Origin of the sequence: Sphingomonas sp., assembly GCF_036731925.1 — a bacterium.
GTDB lineage: Bacteria > Pseudomonadota > Alphaproteobacteria > Sphingomonadales > Sphingomonadaceae > Sphingomonas.
On record NZ_DAINDJ010000005.1, the window covers coordinates 1 to 20,491 of the forward strand.

At 61.2% G+C, this 20,491-nt stretch carries 25 protein-coding genes; 15 read left to right on the forward strand and 10 right to left on the reverse strand.

Annotated features, from left to right (window positions below; all coding sequences use genetic code 11):
• The 11 genes from V7E00_RS19265 to V7E00_RS19315 form a co-directional block, all read left to right on the forward strand.
• A partial coding sequence (locus tag V7E00_RS19265) for a TraG/VirB4 family ATPase (protein ID WP_443019226.1) occupies positions 1-929 on the forward strand: 929 nt, incomplete at its 5' end.
• A 12-nt stretch (positions 930-941) separates the two neighbouring features.
• Positions 942-1,658, forward strand: a complete 717-nt coding sequence (locus tag V7E00_RS19270; protein ID WP_333574282.1) for a type IV secretion system protein — start codon at positions 942-944, stop codon at positions 1,656-1,658.
• Positions 1,655-1,960 (forward strand): hypothetical protein, encoded by a 306-nt coding sequence (locus V7E00_RS19275; protein WP_286864437.1) that lies wholly within the window; start codon positions 1,655-1,657, stop codon positions 1,958-1,960. The genes V7E00_RS19270 and V7E00_RS19275 overlap by 4 nt, the downstream gene beginning before the upstream one ends.
• A gap of 28 nt (positions 1,961-1,988) precedes the next feature.
• On the forward strand, positions 1,989-2,993 hold the full coding sequence (locus V7E00_RS19280; RefSeq protein ID WP_019368219.1) for a type IV secretion system protein: 1,005 nt from the start codon (positions 1,989-1,991) through the stop codon (positions 2,991-2,993).
• 386 nt (positions 2,994-3,379) lie between these two features.
• Positions 3,380-4,072 (forward strand): virB8 family protein, encoded by a 693-nt coding sequence (locus V7E00_RS19285; RefSeq protein WP_019368220.1) that lies wholly within the window; start codon positions 3,380-3,382, stop codon positions 4,070-4,072.
• Positions 4,069-4,908: a TrbG/VirB9 family P-type conjugative transfer protein gene (locus V7E00_RS19290; RefSeq protein ID WP_019368221.1), complete on the forward strand. Its 840-nt coding sequence runs from the start codon at positions 4,069-4,071 to the stop codon at positions 4,906-4,908. Before V7E00_RS19285 ends, V7E00_RS19290 begins: the two co-directional genes overlap by 4 nt.
• 40 nt (positions 4,909-4,948) lie before the next feature.
• On the forward strand, positions 4,949-6,106 hold the full coding sequence (virB10, locus tag V7E00_RS19295; protein ID WP_019368222.1) for a type IV secretion system protein VirB10: 1,158 nt from the start codon (positions 4,949-4,951) through the stop codon (positions 6,104-6,106).
• Positions 6,103-7,113, forward strand: a complete 1,011-nt coding sequence (gene virB11, locus V7E00_RS19300; RefSeq protein ID WP_333574283.1) for a P-type DNA transfer ATPase VirB11 — start codon at positions 6,103-6,105, stop codon at positions 7,111-7,113. The genes virB10 and virB11 overlap by 4 nt, the downstream gene beginning before the upstream one ends.
• Complete coding sequence (locus V7E00_RS19305; protein ID WP_333574284.1) at positions 7,103-8,905, forward strand: type IV secretory system conjugative DNA transfer family protein; 1,803 nt, start codon at positions 7,103-7,105, stop codon at positions 8,903-8,905. The genes virB11 and V7E00_RS19305 overlap by 11 nt, the downstream gene beginning before the upstream one ends.
• Position 8,906: 1 nt before the next feature.
• On the forward strand, positions 8,907-9,644 hold the full coding sequence (locus tag V7E00_RS19310) for an LPD7 domain-containing protein (RefSeq protein WP_019368225.1): 738 nt from the start codon (positions 8,907-8,909) through the stop codon (positions 9,642-9,644).
• 64 nt (positions 9,645-9,708) lie between these two features.
• Entirely contained in the window at positions 9,709-10,548 is an 840-nt protein-coding gene (locus V7E00_RS19315; RefSeq protein WP_095687565.1) for a GIY-YIG nuclease family protein, read from the forward strand.
• On the opposite strand, the gene V7E00_RS19320 is transcribed toward V7E00_RS19315, so the two are convergent.
• The 6 genes from V7E00_RS19320 to V7E00_RS19345 all read right to left on the reverse strand — a co-directional run bounded on the left by V7E00_RS19320 (position 10,535) and on the right by V7E00_RS19345 (position 14,774).
• Positions 10,535-10,969, reverse strand: a complete 435-nt coding sequence (locus V7E00_RS19320; RefSeq protein WP_095687566.1) for a hypothetical protein — start codon at positions 10,967-10,969, stop codon at positions 10,535-10,537. The genes V7E00_RS19315 and V7E00_RS19320 overlap by 14 nt on opposite strands.
• Positions 10,970-10,971: 2 nt before the next feature.
• On the reverse strand, positions 10,972-12,078 hold the full coding sequence (locus V7E00_RS19325; RefSeq protein ID WP_333574285.1) for a relaxase/mobilization nuclease domain-containing protein: 1,107 nt from the start codon (positions 12,076-12,078) through the stop codon (positions 10,972-10,974).
• Positions 12,078-12,602 (reverse strand): hypothetical protein, encoded by a 525-nt coding sequence (locus V7E00_RS19330; protein WP_019368228.1) that lies wholly within the window; start codon positions 12,600-12,602, stop codon positions 12,078-12,080. Before V7E00_RS19330 ends, V7E00_RS19325 begins: the two co-directional genes overlap by 1 nt.
• Before the next feature lie 238 nt (positions 12,603-12,840).
• The gene (locus V7E00_RS19335) at positions 12,841-13,842 is read right to left on the reverse strand and encodes a ParB/RepB/Spo0J family partition protein (RefSeq protein WP_019368229.1); all 1,002 of its coding nucleotides are present in this window, start codon (positions 13,840-13,842) and stop codon (positions 12,841-12,843) included.
• Complete coding sequence (locus tag V7E00_RS19340) at positions 13,839-14,579, reverse strand: ParA family protein (protein ID WP_019368230.1); 741 nt, start codon at positions 14,577-14,579, stop codon at positions 13,839-13,841. Before V7E00_RS19340 ends, V7E00_RS19335 begins: the two co-directional genes overlap by 4 nt.
• A 3-nt stretch (positions 14,580-14,582) precedes the next feature.
• On the reverse strand, positions 14,583-14,774 hold the full coding sequence (locus V7E00_RS19345; RefSeq protein ID WP_019368231.1) for a hypothetical protein: 192 nt from the start codon (positions 14,772-14,774) through the stop codon (positions 14,583-14,585).
• Between the two features lie 154 nt (positions 14,775-14,928).
• On the opposite strand from V7E00_RS19345, the gene V7E00_RS19350 reads away from it, so the two are divergent.
• Positions 14,929-15,075, forward strand: a complete 147-nt coding sequence (locus V7E00_RS19350) for a YlcI/YnfO family protein (RefSeq protein WP_019368232.1) — start codon at positions 14,929-14,931, stop codon at positions 15,073-15,075.
• Here V7E00_RS19350 and V7E00_RS19355 read toward each other — a convergent pair.
• The 3 genes from V7E00_RS19355 to V7E00_RS19365 form a co-directional block, all read right to left on the reverse strand.
• Complete coding sequence (locus V7E00_RS19355; RefSeq protein ID WP_026008897.1) at positions 15,072-15,392, reverse strand: single-stranded DNA-binding protein; 321 nt, start codon at positions 15,390-15,392, stop codon at positions 15,072-15,074. The two genes, V7E00_RS19350 and V7E00_RS19355, sit on opposite strands and share 4 nt — an antisense overlap.
• 536 nt (positions 15,393-15,928) lie before the next feature.
• A complete protein-coding gene (locus V7E00_RS19360) occupies positions 15,929-16,732 on the reverse strand; it encodes an RNA replicase (protein WP_333574286.1) in 804 nt (267 codons plus the stop codon).
• Between the two features lie 482 nt (positions 16,733-17,214).
• Complete coding sequence (locus V7E00_RS19365; protein WP_333574287.1) at positions 17,215-18,075, reverse strand: replication initiator protein A; 861 nt, start codon at positions 18,073-18,075, stop codon at positions 17,215-17,217.
• A 306-nt stretch (positions 18,076-18,381) separates the two neighbouring features.
• On the opposite strand from V7E00_RS19365, the gene V7E00_RS19370 reads away from it, so the two are divergent.
• Both V7E00_RS19370 and V7E00_RS19375 read left to right on the forward strand, forming a co-directional pair.
• Positions 18,382-19,005 carry a recombinase family protein gene (locus V7E00_RS19370; protein WP_019368236.1) on the forward strand — a complete coding sequence of 208 codons (624 nt, stop codon included), beginning with the start codon at positions 18,382-18,384 and terminating at the stop codon, positions 19,003-19,005.
• Positions 19,002-19,154 (forward strand): hypothetical protein, encoded by a 153-nt coding sequence (locus tag V7E00_RS19375; protein ID WP_019368237.1) that lies wholly within the window; start codon positions 19,002-19,004, stop codon positions 19,152-19,154. The genes V7E00_RS19370 and V7E00_RS19375 overlap by 4 nt, the downstream gene beginning before the upstream one ends.
• A gap of 100 nt (positions 19,155-19,254) precedes the next feature.
• On the opposite strand, the gene V7E00_RS19380 is transcribed toward V7E00_RS19375, so the two are convergent.
• Positions 19,255-19,662 carry a MerR family transcriptional regulator gene (locus tag V7E00_RS19380; protein ID WP_095687570.1) on the reverse strand — a complete coding sequence of 136 codons (408 nt, stop codon included), beginning with the start codon at positions 19,660-19,662 and terminating at the stop codon, positions 19,255-19,257.
• Between the two features lie 60 nt (positions 19,663-19,722).
• Here V7E00_RS19380 and V7E00_RS19385 point away from each other — a divergent pair, with 60 nt between their 5' ends.
• On the forward strand, positions 19,723-20,490 hold the full coding sequence (locus tag V7E00_RS19385; protein WP_019368239.1) for a glutaredoxin family protein: 768 nt from the start codon (positions 19,723-19,725) through the stop codon (positions 20,488-20,490).
• Position 20,491 lies beyond the last annotated feature (1 nt).

A 20,491-nucleotide genomic window follows, 5' to 3' on the forward strand; every position in this document is an offset into this window, starting at 1 on the left:
GTGGCACCTATCTGACGCTCGAGAACGGCAAGCCCACCGGCTTCGCGCCGCTCAAGGCGCTCGAGAACAAGCCGGAGGATCGCGCCTGGCTGTCGCTGTGGGTGCGCCAGCTCGTTCGCGCCGAAAGTCGCCCGATCACCGTTCAGGAAGAGCGGATGATCGATGAAGGGATCGCCGCAGTGATGCGGCTTCCGCGAGAGGATCGTTCGCTCGATGCGCTGCGCACGATGCTCGGCATGGCGGACGCAGGCGGTATTGGCGCTCGGCTCGAGAAGTGGACCTCGCGCGGGTCGATGGGGTGGGTGTTCGATAACGCGGCGGACGAAATGACGCTCGATGCCCGATTCATCGGGTTCGACATGACGGACTTCCTCGACAACGCCGACGTCCGCACGCCGCTGATGCTCTACCTGTTCCACCGCATCGACAAGCTGCTGACCGGCGAGCGCACGATCATCGCCGTCGACGAGTTCTGGAAGGCACTTGGCGACGATGCGTTCCGGAGCTTCGCGCAGGATGGCTTGAAGACATACCGGAAGCGCAACGCGATGATGGTGTTTGCCACGCAGTCGCCGGCGGACGCGCTCAAGAGCGATATTGCCCACTCGATCCTCGAACAGGTCGCGACCCAGGTGATGCTTCCCAATCCAAAGGGTGCGCGTCGCGACTATGTTGACGGGTTCTCCCTCACCGACGCGGAATATCAGCTCATCCGCGAGGAGTTGTCGCCGGAATCGCGCAAATTCCTCGTGAAGCAGGGTCATGACAGCGTTGTGGTCGAGCTGGATCTGACGGGCCTCGATGACGAGCTGTCGGTGCTGTCGGGACGCGCCGAAACAACACCGATCGCCGTGCAGGCCGCAGCCGAATTTGGCCCCGATCCCGCCAATTGGCTCCCCGTATTCCACCAACGTCGTCGTCCAAGCTGAAGGAGAAGGGACATGCGTAGATTGAAGTTCGTCACCCTCGCACTGTCGGGATCAGCGCTCCTGTCTGCTGGTGCGGCACATGCGCAATTCGGTGGCATTGTTCATGACCCAACGGCCTTCGCCAGGCAGCTTCAGGAGTTGAACGAGGCCCGGAAAGTCGTCCAGCAAAGCGCGCAACAGCTCGATGAAGCACGGGCGCTGTACCGCGACCTCAATAAAATGACGGACATCGGCAACGTCGCGAACCAGCTCAAGAACGACGTGCTGCGCACCAGTAACGTGTCATCCAGCAGCCTTGATGGCTACACCAGTGGCGATCTGAACGTCGTCGGCGGCCTGCGGGGCAAGGCGAACGACGTTTATCAGGATCTTCTCGGGCGCGGATCGCAGACGATGACGCCTGAGCAGCGCGCCGCCTATGAACAAGGCTCGCGGGAAGCTGCGGTGACAACTGGCCTTGCGGGTAATGTCGGCGATGCCGTGACAAGCCGGCGTCAGGGCCTCGAAGAGCTGCGGGGTCGGCTCAACAGCTCAACCTCGGCGGCCGAACGCGCCGACATGTCGGCGCGGCTCCAATTGGAGCAGGCGCAGATGATGAACGATCAGATGGGCCTTCAGGCGATCGAGTTGCAGCGCCGGGCAAAAGCAGAGGCAAATTACCAGCGCAGCCTCGCATCAAACAGAGCGGAGATCGACAAGCTTCGGACTGAGGCTGGGGTCAATCCGTGACCAAGGGCCTCTGCCTGGCCGGGCTGCTGCTGACGCTGGCGGCATGTGGAACGAAGGAATCCAAGTCGGATGAAAGCAACCTTCGGTCCGACATGCCGCTGCGCAGTGCCAAGTACTTCATGCAGAACAAAGGCGAGCTAACCGAAGTAGATACCATATGCACTGCGTGGAAGGCTTCACAACGTCCACCGCTGTCATGGCCCGCCGTTGTCGTTAACAACTGCAACAACGTCGATACTGCCAAGACACTACTTCTTAACAAGAATGAGACTGACAAGCTTCGTCGAGAGGCTGGCATCTAATTGACGTAACAGTTTCCGGGGTCGTGTAATGGGCTTCAATATCTATACCGAGATGTTCGATCAGCTCAGCGCTGCTCTGGCAGGCGTCATTGCCACCTATGCCGGCGTTATAGGTTGGATCTCCGGCCCGTTACGGGTGGGAGTTACGATCTACATCATCCTTTTGGGCTTCGCTATCCTACGGGGCGCTGTGGAATACCCCTTCCGCGAGTTCGTCTACCGCGGAATGAAACTAGCTGCGCTCGTTTTTGCCGTAACGACGCTTTATGGCGCTTCGGTTGGCTTGCTCGCAATGAACGGGCTACCAAGAGAAGTCGCGAATGCTGTCGGCGCCCAAGACGTAAACGGTCTAGGCGGCTTTTTTGATGGCATTTTGAAGGGCGCAGTCCGCGCTATTGCCAACATCAAAGAGATCGTTGCAGCGCATACAGCCGAGGAAGGCGAGAACCTTGTAGGCATCCCAAATAATTGGGATGAGATCATCGTTAGCGAAATTATCAATGTCGTCATTATGTTGGCGGCTTTGTTGGCGTCTGCACTTGGGTTTGCCATCTGCGCCTTTGCGCTCTTCGCGCTATCTTTGCTTGCTGCCGTTGGGCCTCTTTTTGTAGCTGCCCTTCTTTTCGATTCGACCCGACCATTCTTCTTCCAGTGGCTCGGGAGCATTGTGAATTATGTCATTCTCGTAGCGTTCGCGCTGCTCGTAACGGTATTCATAGCGAACGCAGCAGACGCGTTTATCGACGCTATCACGCAGGATGACTCGCTGATCCTCGCGGCGGTTAAAGCCCTTGGGTTCTACGCGCTGGGCTTCTTCTTCTTCCTCCAAATACCAGGAATGGCTGCAGGTTTGGGCGGCGGTGGCGCATCACTCGCTTCACAGTTTGCCAACGCCGCAACCGGGGGAATAGCGCCGATGATTGGCCGTGCCTGGTCCAACGCTCCGCAGCGAGCGGTGAACCGCTGGCAAGCCAATCGTGCCCGTCGCGCTGAGGCGCGAGCCGCAGGCGGCACCCTCTACAACAACAGCTAATCGGAGATCCGACATGAAGCTCGGTGCAGCACTAGCCATCCTTGCCCTCGCGGCTCTCACTCCCTCGGCTCCGGCGAGCGCTGCGAAAGACGAGAAGCTGCCTCGGTGCAGCGGTCGGCAAAAGCGACCTGCCAACCTCTATGGGACCGTTCTCCCGTCGATTCCGCCGCGAAACGCTACCTCGGCTGCTCCCGCTGATGGTGTGCCACGTGGCACACCCCCATCGCAATCGGCTCCGGCTACCAACCTCTTCCCGGCCGACGGCGCGGCGTCCGCTCCAGAGGGAGCGGACGCTTCGCGAACAGGCAAGGTGCCGGCAATCGGCGCTCTCACACCAAATGGTAGTCCGACCGCCGCGCTCTCAATCTCATATGCGAGCTGCTGACATGGCTATTGGCGTCAAAGACAAAGACGAGGATCTGAAGGCATATTTCGCGGAAGCGGAAAGCTGGGACCGCGACAGGTTCGTGGCAGCGGTTCGCTCGCGCCGTGTCGCGTGGATCGTCGCCATCGTCGCCATCGTGTTCGCCGCGATCTGCGCGGCTGCCGTGCTGGCGCTCTCGCCGCTCAAAACGGTGGTGCCCTATGTTGTCACCGTCGATCGCTCGACGGGTGCAACCGAAGTCACGCAGGAGCTGCGCGGCGACAAGACGATCACTTATGACGAGGCGATCCGGAAGTATTTCCTCGCCGATTATGTTCGCGCTCGCGAAGGGTGGATTCCGCAGGCCAGGGAAGAGTTCTTCCGCAAGGTGCTGGCGCTGTCGACACGGGAGGAACAAACCCGCTGGACCGCCTTCTACAAGAAAGACAATCCGGACTCCCCGCAAAACCAGTTTACCGCCAGTGACGCGGTTTTCGTGGCGATCCGCTCGGTTGCGTTCATCTCGCCCAACGTCGCGCAAGTCCGCTTCATCAAGCGCCTCCAGCGCGACCAGCAGGTGATTGAGACGCCTGCCATCGCAACCATCACTTTTGACGTGCTGTCGAAGCCGGAAACAGAATCCGGTCGATACGCCAATCCGCTCGGGTTTCAGGTCAAGACATACCGGGCCGACGTGGAGGTTCCGACACGATGAAGACCATCCTGCTTCTGGCCGCGGCGATCGGCGCCATGTCGGCAGCGCCGGCGATGGCGCAGACGCCTACGCAGCGCGGTCCTGATGCTCGTATCCGCGAGGTCAATTACACCGATGGAAACGTGATCCAGATCCGGAGCGCGTTCCGCACAGCGACACAGATTGAGTTCGCACCCGGCGAGGTCATCAAGTTCGTGGCGATGGGTGACACCGTGTCGTGGGAGGTCGCCCCGGCTGACAATTCGCTGTTCGTGAAGCCTCGCGAGCGCGCTGGTGCCACCAACCTCATCGTTGTGACGGACTTCCAAGGCACCAAGCGCAACTACACCTTTGAGCTGTCGACCGTCGCTGCGGCGCGCTCTCCAGGCACATTCTTCAAGGTGCGGCTGCGTTACCCTGAATATGAGGCGGCGCAGGCCCGTTTGGCACAACAGCGCGCGCAACTCGCGACGGTCTTGGATGCGCAGAATAAGGCCACGAGGATCGCGCTCGATATGGGTGTTCTCGAAGGGACACGGAACCTCAATTACAAGGTGCAGGGCGCATCAGCGCTGCAACCATCGGAAGTCAGCGACAACGGGCAATTCACCGTGATGCGCTTCCCCAACCAGCGCGAAATTCCTGCCATCTTCACCGTCAATCCCGACGGCAGTGAAGCCACAGCCTCCTTCGACGTGCGCGACGAGTTCGTCGTCATTCATGGCGTCTACAAGGAGCTGCGCCTGCGCCGGGGGAAGGTGGTGCTGTGCATCTACAACGAAAGCCCGAGCTTCTACGGTCGCGATCCCAAGACGGATACGGCGTCGGAAGCTGTCGAGCGCACGACGGAGAACTGACGTGTCCGATAAGAGATTCGACGTCGATGCGACGCCTGACGTGAACGAGATTGACCGCACCCCTGCCGCCGATCGCCCGAACCGCATCCCTTCGCTCAACACCGTCCAGTGGGACAACAAGAAGATGGTCGTCGGCGCGGCCCTAGCCGGCGCGATCGTGTTTGGCGTGCTGTCGCTCGTTTCCGGGTCTGGCAGCGACAACAAGGCGCTTGAAGCGAGGAAGGCCCCTCCCCCGGCAGCGGAGGCGCCCTACGACCCAAATTCTGTCATTGCGCCGACACTCGCCACTGCGCCTCGCGATCCGAATGCGCCCGTCCAGCTCACAGGCGAGCAGGTGCCGGCGATCGGGCCTGATGGTCAGCCAATCACACCCTACGGATCGGCGGGAGGGCAGCAGGGCCGTGGTGTCAGCGAGGCGGAGCGGCGTGCGAACGAAGCGCGTGAGCTGCGCGACAATGCCCGGCGATCGACGCTGATCGCGTACAACGGGGACCAGGGGGTCAGACGCGCGATCGGCGACGTCGCCAGCGCTGGTGCCGGGAACGCGCAAGGTGACGCTGGGACCGCTCCTTCGCGGACCAACCTGGACAATCTCAAGCAAACCTCGGCGATCGGCACCGCTACAGCGCGCATGATCGGCGACCGCAACTATCTGGTCACTGCGGGAGCCATCCTCCCTTGCACGCTGCAAACGGCTATGGACAGCACCGTACCGGGCTATGCGACCTGCATCATCCCTCGCGATGTCTACTCCGATAATGGCCGCGTCGTGCTGCTTGAGAAGGGCACCCGCGTTTTCGGCGAGTATCAGGGCGGCCTTCAGCGCGGCCAAAATCGCCTGTTCGCGATGTGGACGCGCGCCGTCACGCCACGCGGCGTAGCGATCGACATAGGCTCGCCGGCCTCTGACCCGCTGGGCCGTGCCGGCGTCACTGGCAAGATTGATCGGTTCTTCTGGCAGCGGTTTGGTGCCGCGATGCTGTTCAGCGTCCTCGACGCGGGCGGCCAGATCGCAGGCCAGGCCGTCAGCCCACAGGGCTCGACGGTTTTCCGCACTCCCGGTGATTCAACGTCGCAAATCCTTCAGGACACGCAGAACATCCGCCCGATCGTGCGCGTCAACCAAGGGACCGAGCTGGCAATCACCGTCGCCAAGGATTTCGATTTCTCGCAAGTTTATGGACTGGGGCTCAAATGAACGCGCCGTTCCGCAACACGGCGATCCTCGATCATGCTGTTCGGCCGCTGCGGCAATATCTCGATGACGATGGCGTGACCGAAGTCGTCATCAATGAGCCGACTATCGTCGGTGTCGAGCGGCATGGTGGCTGGACCTGGGAGCGGGAAGCGGGATTGACCCTCGACGCCCTCAACGAACTAGCCCGGGCAGCCGCGGCTTTCACTTCACAGGATGTGACGCGCGAAAATCCTATCTGCTCGACGATCTTTCCAACCGGCGAGCGGGTCCAGCTCGTCCTTCCACCCGTCGTGCCCGATGGCACCGTGTCGATCACCGTGCGCAAGCCGTCGACCAAGACAATGACGATGGCCGATTTCGAGGCCAGCGGCCTGTTCTCGGAAACGAAGGTCGCCACAAAGCGGGTCAGCCCCGTCGAGGAAAAATTGCTCGGCCTGCTTCATGCGGGACGGCACGTCGAATTTTTCGAGTTGGCGGTGCAAAGCCGGCTCAACATCCTGATCTCCGGTGCCACAGGCTCGGGCAAGACGACGTTCTCCAAGGGGCTCATCAAGCTAATCCCGGAGAATGAAAGACTGCTGACGATCGAGGATACGCGCGAGCTGGTGGTGCCTCACCAGAACGTCGTCCACATGATCTACAGCAAGGACGGCACCGGCACCGCCAAGGTCTCGGCCAAGGAGCTGCTGGAAAGCGCCCTACGGATGCGACCCGACCGCATTCTTCTTCAAGAGCTGCGCGATGGGACCGCATTTTTCTACCTGCGCAACGTCAATAGCGGTCATCCCGGCTCGATTACGACGATCCACGCGGATTCGGCCGAACTGGCCTTCGAGCAACTGACGCTGTTGGTGAAGGAAAGCGAAGGCGGCGCAGACCTGGCGCGTGAGGACATACGCTCGCTGCTCAAGATCCTCGTCGACGTCGTGGTGCAGATGAAGAAGGTCGATGGGAAGTTCCGGATGACCGAGATCTACTACGATCCGGCAGGGCGTCATGCAGCCTAAAAGGGGCGCCATTCTCGCCCTCGGCATTCCGGTCGGGATCGTCGTGGCCTTCCTCATCACGTCGGTCGTCGCCTGGATCTACCTGGGCCTCCCCAGCGCCAAGTTCGACATTTTCAAGATGCCGGGGTTCTTCTGGTATTATCGGCACGATCCGGTGGTGCTGAAAGCGCTCGCCGGAGGTGCATTGGTCGGCTTCATCATCGCCGGCCTCATGCTGTGGTGGGTCGCAAAGCGGAAGTCACCTCTCCACGGGGCTGCCCGCTTCGCCAAAGATAGCGAGATCCGTCGCGCCGGTTTCCGCGCAAATGACGGGATCGTCCTGGGAAAGAAGGGCGGGAAGTTCCTGACCTTCGGCGGCAATGAGCACTGTATCGTTGAGGCCCCTACCCGCTCGGGCAAAGGGGTCGGCATCGTCATCCCGAACCTGTTGTCATGGCAGGAGTCGGTCGTCGTCCTCGATGTGAAGCGTGAGAATTGGGAAGCCACGGCGGGTTTTCGCCAGAAATACGGCCAGGCCGTTTACCTGTTCAATCCGACCGATCCGGAAGGCCGAACCGCCCGTTATAATCCGCTCGGCTACATCGACCGCACCGATCCTGACCAAGTGGTGATCGAGCTGCAGAAGATCGCCACGATGCTGTTCGTGCCCCCCGAGCGCGGAGAGCCATTCTGGACGGATTCGGCGCGAACCGCCTTTGTCGGCGTCGGGGCCTATCTTGCGGTCGCCGATCAGCCTTTCACCATCGGCGCCATCTACCGGTTGATGACGACGGGCGACACGCGCGGGTTTTTCCGCCGCGTTCTCGAAGATCGCTCGCTCGATCTATCGCAAGGGTGCCGGAATGCGCTCGCTGACTTCACATCGGGGGCAGACAACACCTTTGCCGGCATCGTCCAGACCGTCACGTCCAAGCTCAGTCTGTGGCTCAATCCCCGCGTTGATGCGGCGACGGAAGAATGCGACTTCGATTTGCGCGAGCTGCGCACCAAGCGCATGTCGATCTATCTGGGCGTCTCCCCTGACGAACTGGATCGGGTGGCGCCGCTCTACAACCTCCTGTTTCAGCAACTCGTCGACCTGAACGTGCGTGACCTCCCTGACGAGAAGACGCCGCTAAAGATCCTCGTCATCCTGGACGAATTTGCGCGGATAGGGCGGGCGCAGGTGATTGCGAGCGCCTTTTCCTATGTGGCGGGCTACGGCATTCGGCTCTTGCCCGTCATCCAGTCCCGCTCTCAACTTCGCGCTGTCTATGGTGAGCACGTGGCGAATGAGATCGTCGCCAACTGCGGCGTCGAGGTCGCCTTCACGCCGAAAGAGCTGCGCGTGGCGAACGAGCTTTCCGAACGGATCGGCTATATCGGGCAGGAATCGATCACCAAGTCGCTCACGATCCACGGCGTTCTGGCGAACCGCTCCAAATCCATGTCGGATCAGCGCCGCGCCCTCCTGCTTCCGCAGGAGTTGATGCAATTCCCCGACACCGAATTACTCCTTTTGCGGGGCGGCATACCACCCATCCACGGGGACAAAATTCGCTACTACGCGGATGGCCTCTTTCGCGCGCGCGTGGAGGCAGCGCCGCAAGTGGCTCCGATCCCGCGCGTAGTGCGTGATGACGAGGATCTTCCCGACTGTGTGCTGCCGACATTCGATCAGCTCACGGACCCCGATCCATTCACCTTCGCGATGGATTGCGTCGTCACCCAGGATCATCCCGACATGCTCATCGACGTGTCGGCCGAGCAAAGTGGCAATGAGGTCATTGGTGTAATCGAACAGGAGCGCTGACATGGTTGAGAATGTCGAAGCTGCCGGCACAGGCAAGGAAGGCGAGGCACGCCGCAGGCGTCCGATGGAAGTGCCCGCCGAGCTGGACTCTCGGTTCCTCCGGGTTGGCGACAAGCTCTATCGAAGCGCGCACGACAAACAGCCGGTCGCGACCATCACGCCTGATCGCATCAAGGCGAAAGACCCAAACTCCCTTCCCGATCTGATCCGGCTCGCGAAGGAAAACGGGTGGACTGCGATCAAGGTCAGCGGCGATGCCGAGTTCCAGCGGGCTGCCTATCTCGCCGCCTCGGCGCAGGGCATAAAGGTTGACGGCTACAAACCTGACGAGAAGACGAAGGCCGCGGCCGAGCGTGAGGCGTTGCGGCAAGGCGGCGTGCCCGACAATCAAGCGCGATCGACGCGGACCGCCAACCAGGCCCGCGACACGAGAGAACAGGCCGAACCGCGTGCCGATCTGGCCGAACGATTCCGCCGGCAGTCAGATGTCCAGAACGCGAAAGACCCCGAGTTGCGCAAGGCGCAAAGCCATGTCGCACTTGCAATGGCGGTCGCGGCCGAACGCTTCCCCAGCGATTACGATAAACGGCGCGAGTTCGTGGCGGAGCGCAAGGAGGAAGTGGCAGCTCGGATCGGCCGTGGCGAGACGATTGCCGGCATTGAGGTCAAAGCGCGCCAGGAACAGCGGGTGCGTGAGATGGCGCAGGATCAGATCCTTCAGAAATCCCGGAGCCGATGAAGCGCACCATCGAGCCTGACCATTTTCGCATCGCATTCCCTCGGCGCGGAGCTACCATCGCGGTATGGGGCTGACCTTCAATTCACTGCTGGACGACTACGGCATCGATCCGCGTGACGTGCGCCTGCTGCGTCACCAAACAATCAAATATGCAGGTCGGACGCCATACACTTTGTGGCGAGACGACCATGACGGGTTCCTGCTCTATCAGTCCATCCAAAGCGTTCAGAATGGACCGAAGCTGACAGGGAGATATTGGGCCAGCTTCGTCGTCACCCCAGCAGCCTCGACGCTGTTCGTAGGACTCTACGAGATCGAGAAGATAGGACCGTGCGATCCCACCATCATTGATCCCCTGCGGGGCGTGCCGGTGACACAGGGAGGCGCCCGCGAACTCGATCTATACCGACAGGCCGTAGTGGGCGTCTCTATGGAGGACGCGGGTCGCGTCTATATCGATTGGGGGCCGGGAACGCGGGCCTGGGTTCAAAGGGCACAAGAGAAGCCGAAGCCCATTTTGGAAGTCACCCGCATCTTTCAGGAAGAGGCTTTCCCGGGCTACACGGCCTTCATCGCGAACCTCTCGGCGATCGAGGCGCTGCCGTCGAACTGGCTCGCCGCGCTCAGGGCCGCGCGCGGGATCTACCTTCTGACCTGCCCCCGCACCAAAGAGCAATATGTAGGCTCCGCCTATGGTGAGGATGGCTTTCTCGGCCGCTGGACAGGCTACGCGCGCGATGGCCACGGTGGCAACATCGGGCTGAAAAGTCGCGAGCTCTCGGACTACCAAGTATCCATTCTGGAGGTCTGCGGGTCGGGCTTAACGGTTGACGAGATCATCCGCGTGGAGGCCCTTTGGAAAGCAAAGCTTCAGAGCAGGGAAATGGGCCTCAATAAGAACTAGCGGGTTCGCTCAGTGCGTCTGGTGATCCAAGCCGATCCCACGCCTCGCGATATTCTTCAAGCGCGTAGGACTTGGGCTGGAGCCAGTATGAGACAGTGCCGGCCTGGTTGACGCCACGATGGGCTGCGGCCTTCACTTCATCCAACGTCAGCACGAAGCATGTAGGCGAGGCAGTGTTTGCATTGATGGTGACGACCCACCAGTGCGAGCAAAGTCGGTCGAGCGATCCGCCAAGGGGCACCGGCGCCCGCTTCGACAGCGCTTTTGACTGGATCGGCAGTACGCGCGCCTCGTCATCGCTTGCGGCGTAGAGATCGGCTCCACGCGCATTTCTGACCGTCGGCATCACATGCCAACCCCGCCGGGATAGCTCGCGCGCGACATGGTAGAGGCCGGCATTTCCTGTGAGTTGATGGCGCATTGTCAGCGACGTCTTGCCGGAGGTGGAGGTGTGCCACGTGGCACACCCGGTTCAGGCGAAGGATCGGTCCGCGCTGGCTGTCGCGCCGCTATGACCCGCGCTTCGGCATCCCGTAGCATCCTATCGGGGACCGTCTCGATGTTGGCCCGCTCTTGGAGGAATGTTCGGACATCGCCGGCGAGCTTGCGATCCTCGTGATCGGCGCTGCGGTCGAGCCGATCGGCCGCAGCCTCATAGCGGCGCCTCGTGTCCTGCCAGCGCGCGCGGGTCTTCGACACGAATGCGGGCTGCTCGGCATTGCCAAGTGCGATCTGCATCGCCTCACGGGCCTGACGAAGATCTGTTTCGGTCGGCTGACGGGATGCGCCGCTGCGTATGCGGGAGCGAAGCTGTGTCAGCGCCATGCTGGTCCCCGCCCTCCCCTGGCCTCGGCTGTAACGAGGCGTTGCCTCGGCCTCGACGCCCCGGCTGCGCAGCGCCTCGGCAAACGCCTCGCGAAATCGAAACAGATCCTCGCGGCGTGGGTCGAACCGCTTGCGGTTCAATCCCTCGGCCTGGACGGTCAAATGCACGTGAGGTCGCGGCGTGTCCGTATGGAGCGCCATGAGATAATCGTGATTATCGCCGATCATGCGCTCGGCGGTTTCGCGCACGGCCTGCTTCACAGTTTCAGGGTCCGTGCCTGCCGGCATCGAAAACACCATCGCGACGGCTGAAACGGACGTCCCTTGCCGCCAGTAGAGGGAATCGGACCACTCATCCGCGATCCGCTGCGCATCCTCCTTCGTCGCGAGCTGTTCCCCGTCGCGCGTCTCAAGAGGAATGTCGCCATGACGGCCGATATAATCGAGATGCGCGGCAAGGTGCTTCGCGCCCTTCTTCCGCCCCGTAACCTTGACCAGCACCTCCGGGGCTCGGCGCACGACGCGCGCAAGCGTCGCCCGAACATCAGTGCGGCCAAGTGACGTTAGCGCCCCTCTTGTAGCGAAAGGCCCGGTCCGATTGACCAGATGCTTGGCGTATTTGATGTTCGGATCGCTGACGAGGCGTGGCTTGAAGCTGGGCTTCATTGCCTCCCACAGCTCGTCCTCGCGATCCCCGAACGACATTAGTCAGCCACCTCCCAAAAGGCGGTTTCGCCGCGCAGCGCAGCCGCCAGCGCCTCGATCTGCTCGTTGATCTCTTCGCGCATGTCGGCGATCCTGCGCAGCTCACGATCGATTTGCAGGCCGCTATCGGCCATCATCGCAGCGTTCCCGGCCTTCATGGCCTGATTTAGATTTCGCCCGATCCGCGTGAGCTGCATCCGGATCGGCGCCACCGCGTCGCGCAGCCCGTCGTCGACACCTGCCTTGAGCGCAAGATGGCGACGGACAAGCGCCTTGATCCACCCTGCCCGATCGACACCGCGTTGCGCCGCCCGATGATCGAGGACTGCGGTTTCGACGTCGGTGAAACGAAGGTTGACCCGATTGCTGGGGCTGTCCGCCCTGGGTGCGATCCGGGGCGCGTCAGCGACATGCTTCAATGACTGCTGGAGGACGGTGCGGAGGAGAGCGCTCCGCCCTCCCCTCCCCTCGGCGACTGCATCGAACGCCGCCAGCAACTCGCGATCGACGCGCGCCGTCAGCATCGCTGTGTCCTTTGTGGGGGATGCAGGCTGCGGCGCAATCGACATAGCCCGAAGGCTAATGTAATACACAAGACGCCGCAACACCTATCCTGCCATAAAACATCCCCCACTAAAATCTGCCTTAACGTGTGCCACGTGGCACAGCAATCCATCTTGCAAGTGAGAAATCGCGGAAAGAAGGATTGAGCCTGGAAGCGAGGGGCGGCAACTGCCGGCGCTCTCCGTTCACTCGGCGAGATTAGCGCCAGCTAACGATCCGGGGCTCTGCTTCACCGTCGAAATGTAGCAGCGCCTCGACCACCATTGCGCGCTTGCCTTCAAGCTCGATCGTAGGGCGCTCGATGCGCGGCTTGCCACCCTTCGGTTTCGACGTTGCTCGGGGGGGTGGGGTTTGAGACGGCGCGGAAAGAACAGGAACCGGTGTCTCATCCAGCGCGCGTTCGGCTTCGTCGTCCCTGATCTCGTCCGTCGTCGGTGCCAAAGAAGTTGCATCCGGCTCGCTATCAGTCGACGGTTCCGGCGTGGGGGCAGGGGTAGGGGGCGCGACACCCTCCACTGGAGCCGCCTCGGGCTTTGATGTGGACTTCTTCCCGCCAATCTCGCGCGCGAACCGCTCACACGCCAGCACGGTCATGTCCTCAGCGGCGGTATTCGCAACAAACGCACGTGTCGCCGCATCATCGGCCTTCGCAGCCTGGGTCAAAGCGACAGCACTTCGCATCGAGATGTCCGCAAATAGCGCCGCGACATAATCGGGAGCCTTTGCCAGCCCCTGATAGCGGGTCAGCAACGTGCGGTTGCGGCCTGTCGCGCGTGCCAGCTCGGCGAGCGAACGTCCCTTCGCTACCTGGCCGGTGACGAAACGGATCATGTCGGCGGTCGACAAGTCCTCGCGCTGATCGTTCTCGATGAATTGATCGATGCGCACCTGTTCGATGTCGTCGGCCTTGCTGACGATCGCGCGGACCTGCATTCCCAGCTTCCGGCACGCACGCCAGCGCCGCTCGCCGAACATGATCCGATAGCGCCCATCTTCATCCTTGGGCGCGACGGTGATCGGTTGAAGCTGGCCCCGCTCCTTGATCGTCTCGGCCATCTCATCGATCGTCGCTTCGTCGATCGCACTCCGCACGTTCTCGGGATCGGGGTAGAGCAGCTCGGGATCGAGAAGCTGGACGCGATCGGCGTCAGCAACAGCCGCTTTCTCGCTGAAAACATCAAAGCCGGAGAAATCTGTCATTTGTGGCTCCCGATCCGGGTCATGGCTTCCTCAAGGAAGGCGCGCATGGGCGGCAAAGAGGTCCGAACGTCTTTGTCGAACCGCCAGACCGGGACATGCTCCTGCATCGCCTGGCTGTAGTGCGCACGCTCGGGAAGAAAGTTCGTGAACAGATTGCGCCCGATCTTCTCCTTGATCGCAGCAAGCATCTTCATTTGATGGGTGTCGTTTGCACGCACTCGGTTCGGAACTAGCCCCACGACGTGGATTGGCGTCTTCCGGCGCTGGTTCACCGTCGCAATCGAGTCCGAAACCTGCTTCGTCGCTGCCGGCCCGAACGGTCCTAGCTCGACGGGAACAATCAAGTGATTGCATACCAGCAGCGCCGCATAGTTGATCCACGACCAAGAGGGCGGCGTATCGATGACGCAAAAGTCGAAATGAGAATCGAGCGCGGGAAAATTGGCATTAATGTTAGTCAGCGCGCGAGGATAGTCGGCATCGTATTCGCCGCCCATGCGGTTCGAATAGATAGAGAGGCGGGGAAGGCTGGTCGGCGGAACATAGTTCGGCTCGAACAGCGGCTTACACGTGCCAAGGCTCTCGAAGTCGGCGAGGGCATCGGTTGCATTGCACTGCCGGTCAAGGTCGAGGAACAGCACACGATGCCCGGCATCAGCCAGCACCCACGCCAAGTGACAAGCGATCATCGTCTTGCCGGCGCCGCCCTTCTCCACATTAATGGCAATGGTCTTCACGCCCTACCAACCCCGATCCGAATTGTTGTTCCAATGGTCATAGCCGCGATAGTTGGAATCGGTTCGCGTGTTGCGACGCGCCTCCTCATCGGGCGTGTCGCCGCTCCAAATGCGCGGATTACGGCCACCACCGCCCCGAAGGACGGCCCAACCAATCAGGACGAATAGTCCGATCGTCAGCAGATTATCCCACATGGCAGTGCCTCCGTCGCCTTGATGAAAGGCGCATCCTGTAATAAGTGGTATCTGAAATCACGTCAATAGGTGGTATCAACAATATGCGTACTTCGGGATGACCACTAGCAAATCAGGAACGGCAGGTCGCCCGCGGATTAACGCGGAAAAGACGATGGCGCGATTTCCGGAAGGGACGCTCGGCCGGATCAAGGCCGTGCTGCGGGATGGTGAGAACCAGTCCGACTTCATGCGCGAAGCGGTCGAGCTGGAACTTCGCCGGCGAGAAGGGCCGCCAGTAGGCGGCCCCGACCGCTCTTAGTCGCGATCCTCCGATCCCTTGGCGAGTACCGCAAAGCCGTCGGCGATCAGCTCCACCGTGTAGCGCCGGCCCTCAGCCGTGTCGTAGGAGTTTTGGCGCACGCGGCCCGTGATATGCACCAGGTCGCCCTTCTGGGCTTTGCCGCCGCGCTCGATCAGCTTGCCGAACAGCGTCACCTCGTTCCAATGGGTGTCCGTCACCCACTCGCCATTCTCCTGGCGGTTGTAGTTGGCGGCGACGTTCACCTTCGTCACCTTGTCGTGCTCAGAGATCTTGCCCACCCGGCCGATGATCCGAAACTCCGCGATATTCTGCATGGTCCTGTCCTTTCGATCGATCAGGCTCATTCCTGATGGGAATTGAAGGGGAGTGCAGACGCCGCGATCCAGCTAAAAAACGGAGGGTCCGCGTGGCGGAAACCGTAGGCGCAGCCGGTTTTTTGCTTGATCGTACAAGGCGGCCAGCGCCCATTTTCCCATCAATACAGGAATAGCCAATCGAAGGACGGCAATCACAATCGCGCGGCATCGATTTCGCGCCCAACAGGAATGCCGACGCGACAAGAGGAAGGTCGTTCAAGCCGCAACCACCGAGCCGAATTGAGATGGCAGGCAGCTTTGGAGATGAGATGACGGTGCCGATCACGCCTCTGCGGCCCTTTGGGCTGGACGCTACGGCCGCGTTCGTCGATGAAAATCGCTATCAGCAAGCACGAACGTGGCCATTTGAGCGCGACGGAAACCGCTTGCTCCTCTCGGGAGCATCGCGACGCGTAGCGGCGCGTCCGACGGAGCGGCTAGGTGCCTCGGGGTGGGATTTTGTCCTGTGGGTTCGTCTAGGCCGTTCTGCGCCGTCAGGCGTTAGAGCGTTGGCCGATTAGGCCAACTCCATCTGCCCTTAGATTATATGAATCTAGGAGCGGTTGACCATTTTTTTGAGACTCTTGCTTCTCGAGCGCAATGGCAAGGCTGTCCAACACCCGGCGCAGACCGTCGTCCTCGATCTCCTCAGCCACCACCTGTCGCGGCGTCCGCCAAAGGCGCATCGTCTCGATTTCTTCGATGCGGTCGATCTCGCGTTGCACAACATCGTCGGGGAGCGGAACGGGACGCAGGAAGCGCGGAAGAAATCGAGCAAGCCGATTGGGAAAGCTCATGCGATAGACGTTCGACGTCTGCGCATTGCGGGCCTTGGGACGATCAGCGGGCGGATCGATCGGCACGCAGCGGCGCTGCTTTTCGATCAAGCCCATCGTGGCGAGGATCGAAAGGCCCCGCCCGACGCTCGCACGAGACAGGCCGCTTGCAGCCTCGATCCACTCCCAGGTCGGAAACACCTTGCCGGCGCACGTCCGAGCCAAGGTGGTAAGCTGCTCGAACACGCGCACGGCTGCCGGCGTTATCAGCGTCACAAGCCGCTCGTCTTCGGTGAGTTGTCGCCCCTCGGCGCGCGCCAGCCTGCGCACGGCATTCTTGCGCTTCAGCAGCTCGACGGCCTTCTTGTAGAGCCGGTCGGTCTCGCCTTTGGCATAGCTATAGAAGAAGTCGTCCTCGAACGTGCCCGCCTTGCGGCTGTTCGGGTGGACATGCGCCCGTGTCGGATTTGCAGACCCCGATCGCGATCGTGGGCGCGCCCGCTCGATGCGGTCGAGCGCCATGAAGCTCGCCTTCGCGAGTGAAACAGCTCCCATCTTCCGTCCCCTTCGTGGGGCCGGGACCAGGCAAAACTAGAGCGTGGCGCGAAGCGCGCTCCCTTGAACCAAGGCTCGGGAACGAGTATGAGGGGGATGTCTTACGTCCCGATCGATGCTTGCAGGCATCGCTCATCACGTTCCAGGGTGCCCGGCCTTCGTGCCGGGCATTCGTTTATGTGGTCACGGCCGCTCCCTGATGGCCGATCGCAGAATGCTCCCGGCACTCCGATATTTTTGGCGAATTACGCGGAGGGGCGAAACAGTTGAAGTTCGTGCTTTCGACGACCGACTCCAACAAAAGTTCGTGCTTTCGCTGACCGTTGCCGATCGCGTTCGTGCTATTGGCGACCGCGCTTCGTGCTTTGGCCGACCCTACTTCGTGCTATCGCTGACCGAAGGGCGGCAACGCCGCTTAGTTGATTCGCGAAGTCGAACTGATGAAGAGGTCAGGCACTTGCCAAGAGGGGGCGGGGAGTAATCTTGACCCGTCCAGCTCCGGCGTTGCGTCGCGATCGCCCTTTTTCAGATGTCGCGGCATGTTCGAGCAAATCGAAGGTGAAGCCGGGAATGCTGTTTTCGTCGGCTATTCGTTTAAGCTCGTAGCGGAAATGCTTGAGCGAGCTTTGATAGCCGAGTTGTAAGCGCAGATCGTCAAGATCGACATCGACAGCACCATGCACACAGGCAGAGCGCGCAACCTCGTAAAGCCGCCGCTCGATGGGACCGAGCTGGAAATAGCTGGGAGCATAGTCGAGCACACGCCGGTCTCGCAGAATGGCACGGTATAGCCAATCGCACAGCCGTACCTTGACGGCTTTCAGCCGCTTATCGCCAGTTTTGGTCTTGGTGTAATGAAGCTGGGCCTCGGACAGCCACGAGAAAAAGCCGGCCTGGCCCTCGCCACCAGCCTCGATGTTGGTCTTGATCTGCGTGCCCTGCAGCCGCTCCAATGCGTCCGACAGGCGAGCGTAGGATCGCGCCGATCCATTGACGCCAGTGACGCGGAATAGATCATGAGCCGTGAAGTAGAAGTCTTGCGACACGCCGACACCGGCTTCCAGTTTCGCCACCATCAGGCTGGCGATATAGAGCAGCACTTCCTTGTCATAGATCGTCGCAATACCCTTGGACGTGGCGACGATTTCGATTGAAACCGCGTCGGTCTTATAGGCGAGCGGCTTTGTCCATTTCCCTTTGCTCAAAGCAAAGAACGGAAAGGCCATCAACGAGCGCTCGCCACGGACCTCAGTCAGCAACGGGCTGTCGAGCGCGAAAAGGTCGCCCTGGATCGAAGCGGGGTCGTTCATCGCGCGCCAGCCCCCGCGCGATAGCGATCGGTCGTTGAAAGCACGAAGATGGGCCGCGAAATCTCCCGCCTCCCTCCAATCGCCTCGGCACAGGCTGCAAAGTTCGTGCTTTCGGTGACCGTTTGCGGTGCGCGACGCGTGGCTTCGTGCTTTTGGCGACCGAAGCTGCCGGCGTGTCTCGCAAACGATCGTTTTTGAAGCGACTTCATGTGAGACACCGATAGCAGCAATCGGCCTTGTCTCAAAACGCTTTCGCAAAATGCTCGCGGCATGATAGGGGTCGCGGATGAGTTTTGAGACTGATCAATGCTAATCGGGTATGCGCGCGTATCGACAGCGGAGCAGGATCTGACGCCCCAGCTGGTGGCGCTGAAGGAAGCTGGCTGCGATCGCACTTTCTCGGACAAGGCATCTGGCGCCAAGGCGAACCGCACTGGCCTGGCCGAAGCATTGTCGCACGCTCGCGAGGGGGACGTGCTGGTCGTATGGAAGCTCGATCGCCTTGGCAGGACGATGAAGGGACTGGTCGATCTTGCGGTCGAGCTGGCAGATCGCGGCATCGGCCTCCGATCCATCACCGATGGCATCGACACAGCAGGGACGGCGGGGAAGCTCGTCTTTCACATCATGGCTGCGATGGCCGAGATGGAACGCGACCTCGTGCGCGAGCGAACGACGGCCGCGCTCATCGTCGCGCGTAGCGAGGGCCGGGTAGGCGGGCGCAAGAAGGTCATGACGCCCAAGCGGATCGAGGCCGCGCGAAAGCTCTTGGCATCGGGCATGTCCGCCCGTGAGATCGCACCAACGATCGGTGTGTCGGTGGCGACGTTGTACCGCCATCTGCCTGCCCCCGAACAAGAGGCGATAAGCGCGGAAGAAATGGAACGGGATGGCGCGGCAGGCGCGTCGCCCAGCAAGCCTATGAAGTGAACGATGAGACTGGCCTCGCTAGTCGAAGCATTGTCGCGATCACGAAGGATCATCCGGAAGCGGAGATCGTCATGAGCGATGGGGAAGCCGGCACGTCGATCGATGCGGCCACGGACTTGGCGAGCATCGCCGCCGCGCCGCAATCCTGATCGCGCCCCTTTCCCGCTTTCGATCAAGATTTGGGAAGGTTTGACGCGTCTCAGAAAGCGCAACCTCCCCATTTATGGGACAACGAAGGTTAACCGACGCTTAGGATCGATCGAAGGCCGTCAGGATCGGACACGGGCCGTCGAAGCCATTACCGCATTCGTCGGCTAAATGTTGAAGAGACGCGCGCGCGCGATTGAGTTCCTTGATTTTTATGTCCAAGGCAGCAATCTGCTCGCGGGCAAGCTGGCGCGCCTGCGCACGATCATCGGTCGCGTTCAGCACGAGCAGGTCACCTATCTGTTCAAGTCTGAATCCCGCGGCCTGAGCCGAGCGGATGAAGCGAAGCCGGCGCACATCTTCGGGCCCATAGCGCCTGACCCCGCCGCTCGATCCGGCTCCCTGAGGACGTTGGGGCGTGTCGAGGAGTCCGCGTCGCTGATAATAGCGAACCGTCTCGACGCCGACGCCACCCTCACGCGCTAAACCGGCAATCGTGAGGGATACCATGCTTGACTCCGTACTATACTACAGACCCCATATAGGGGTCGCGAGAACACGGAGAAGACGATGGCGACCGCGGCCCCCAAAAGCGCGATAATCTACCGGATGGTGATGCCGGAGCACACCTGCCCCTATGGTCTGAAGGCGAAGGATCTGCTTCGGCGACAGGGTTATGAGGTCGAGGACCACTGGCTGCGCACGCGGGAGGAAACTGACGCCTTCAAGGCGAAGCACGGGGTCAAGACGACGCCGCAAACCTTCATCGGGGGCGAGCGGGTAGGAGGCTATGACGACCTGCGCCGTTTCTTCGGCAAGGCAGTGCGCGATCCCAAGGCCGTCACCTACCGCCCGGTGATCGCGGTGTTCGCTATGACGGCACTGATGGCGCTGGCCGCTAGCTACGCCGCGTTCGGTACGCCCGTCACGGTGCGCGCGGGAGAGTGGTTCATCGCCTTCTCGATGTGCGTGCTCGCGATGCTCAAGCTCCAGAACGTCGAGAGCTTTTCGAGCATGTTCCTCAACTACGACCTACTTGCCAAGCGATGGGTGCCCTATTCCTATATCTACCCCTACGCGGAGGGTCTGGCGGGCGTTCTGATGGCGGCGGGTGCATTGACCTGGCTCTCGGTGCCGGTCGCGCTCGTCATCGGCACGATCGGTGCGGTGTCGGTCATCAAGGCCGTCTATATCGACAAGCGCGAGCTGAAGTGCGCCTGTGTCGGCGGAGACAGCAACGTGCCGCTCGGCTTCCTGTCGCTCACCGAGAACGTGATGATGGTCGCGATGGCGATCTGGATGATTGCCGCGCCAGCAGCGCTCTCGATGGCGCATTGAC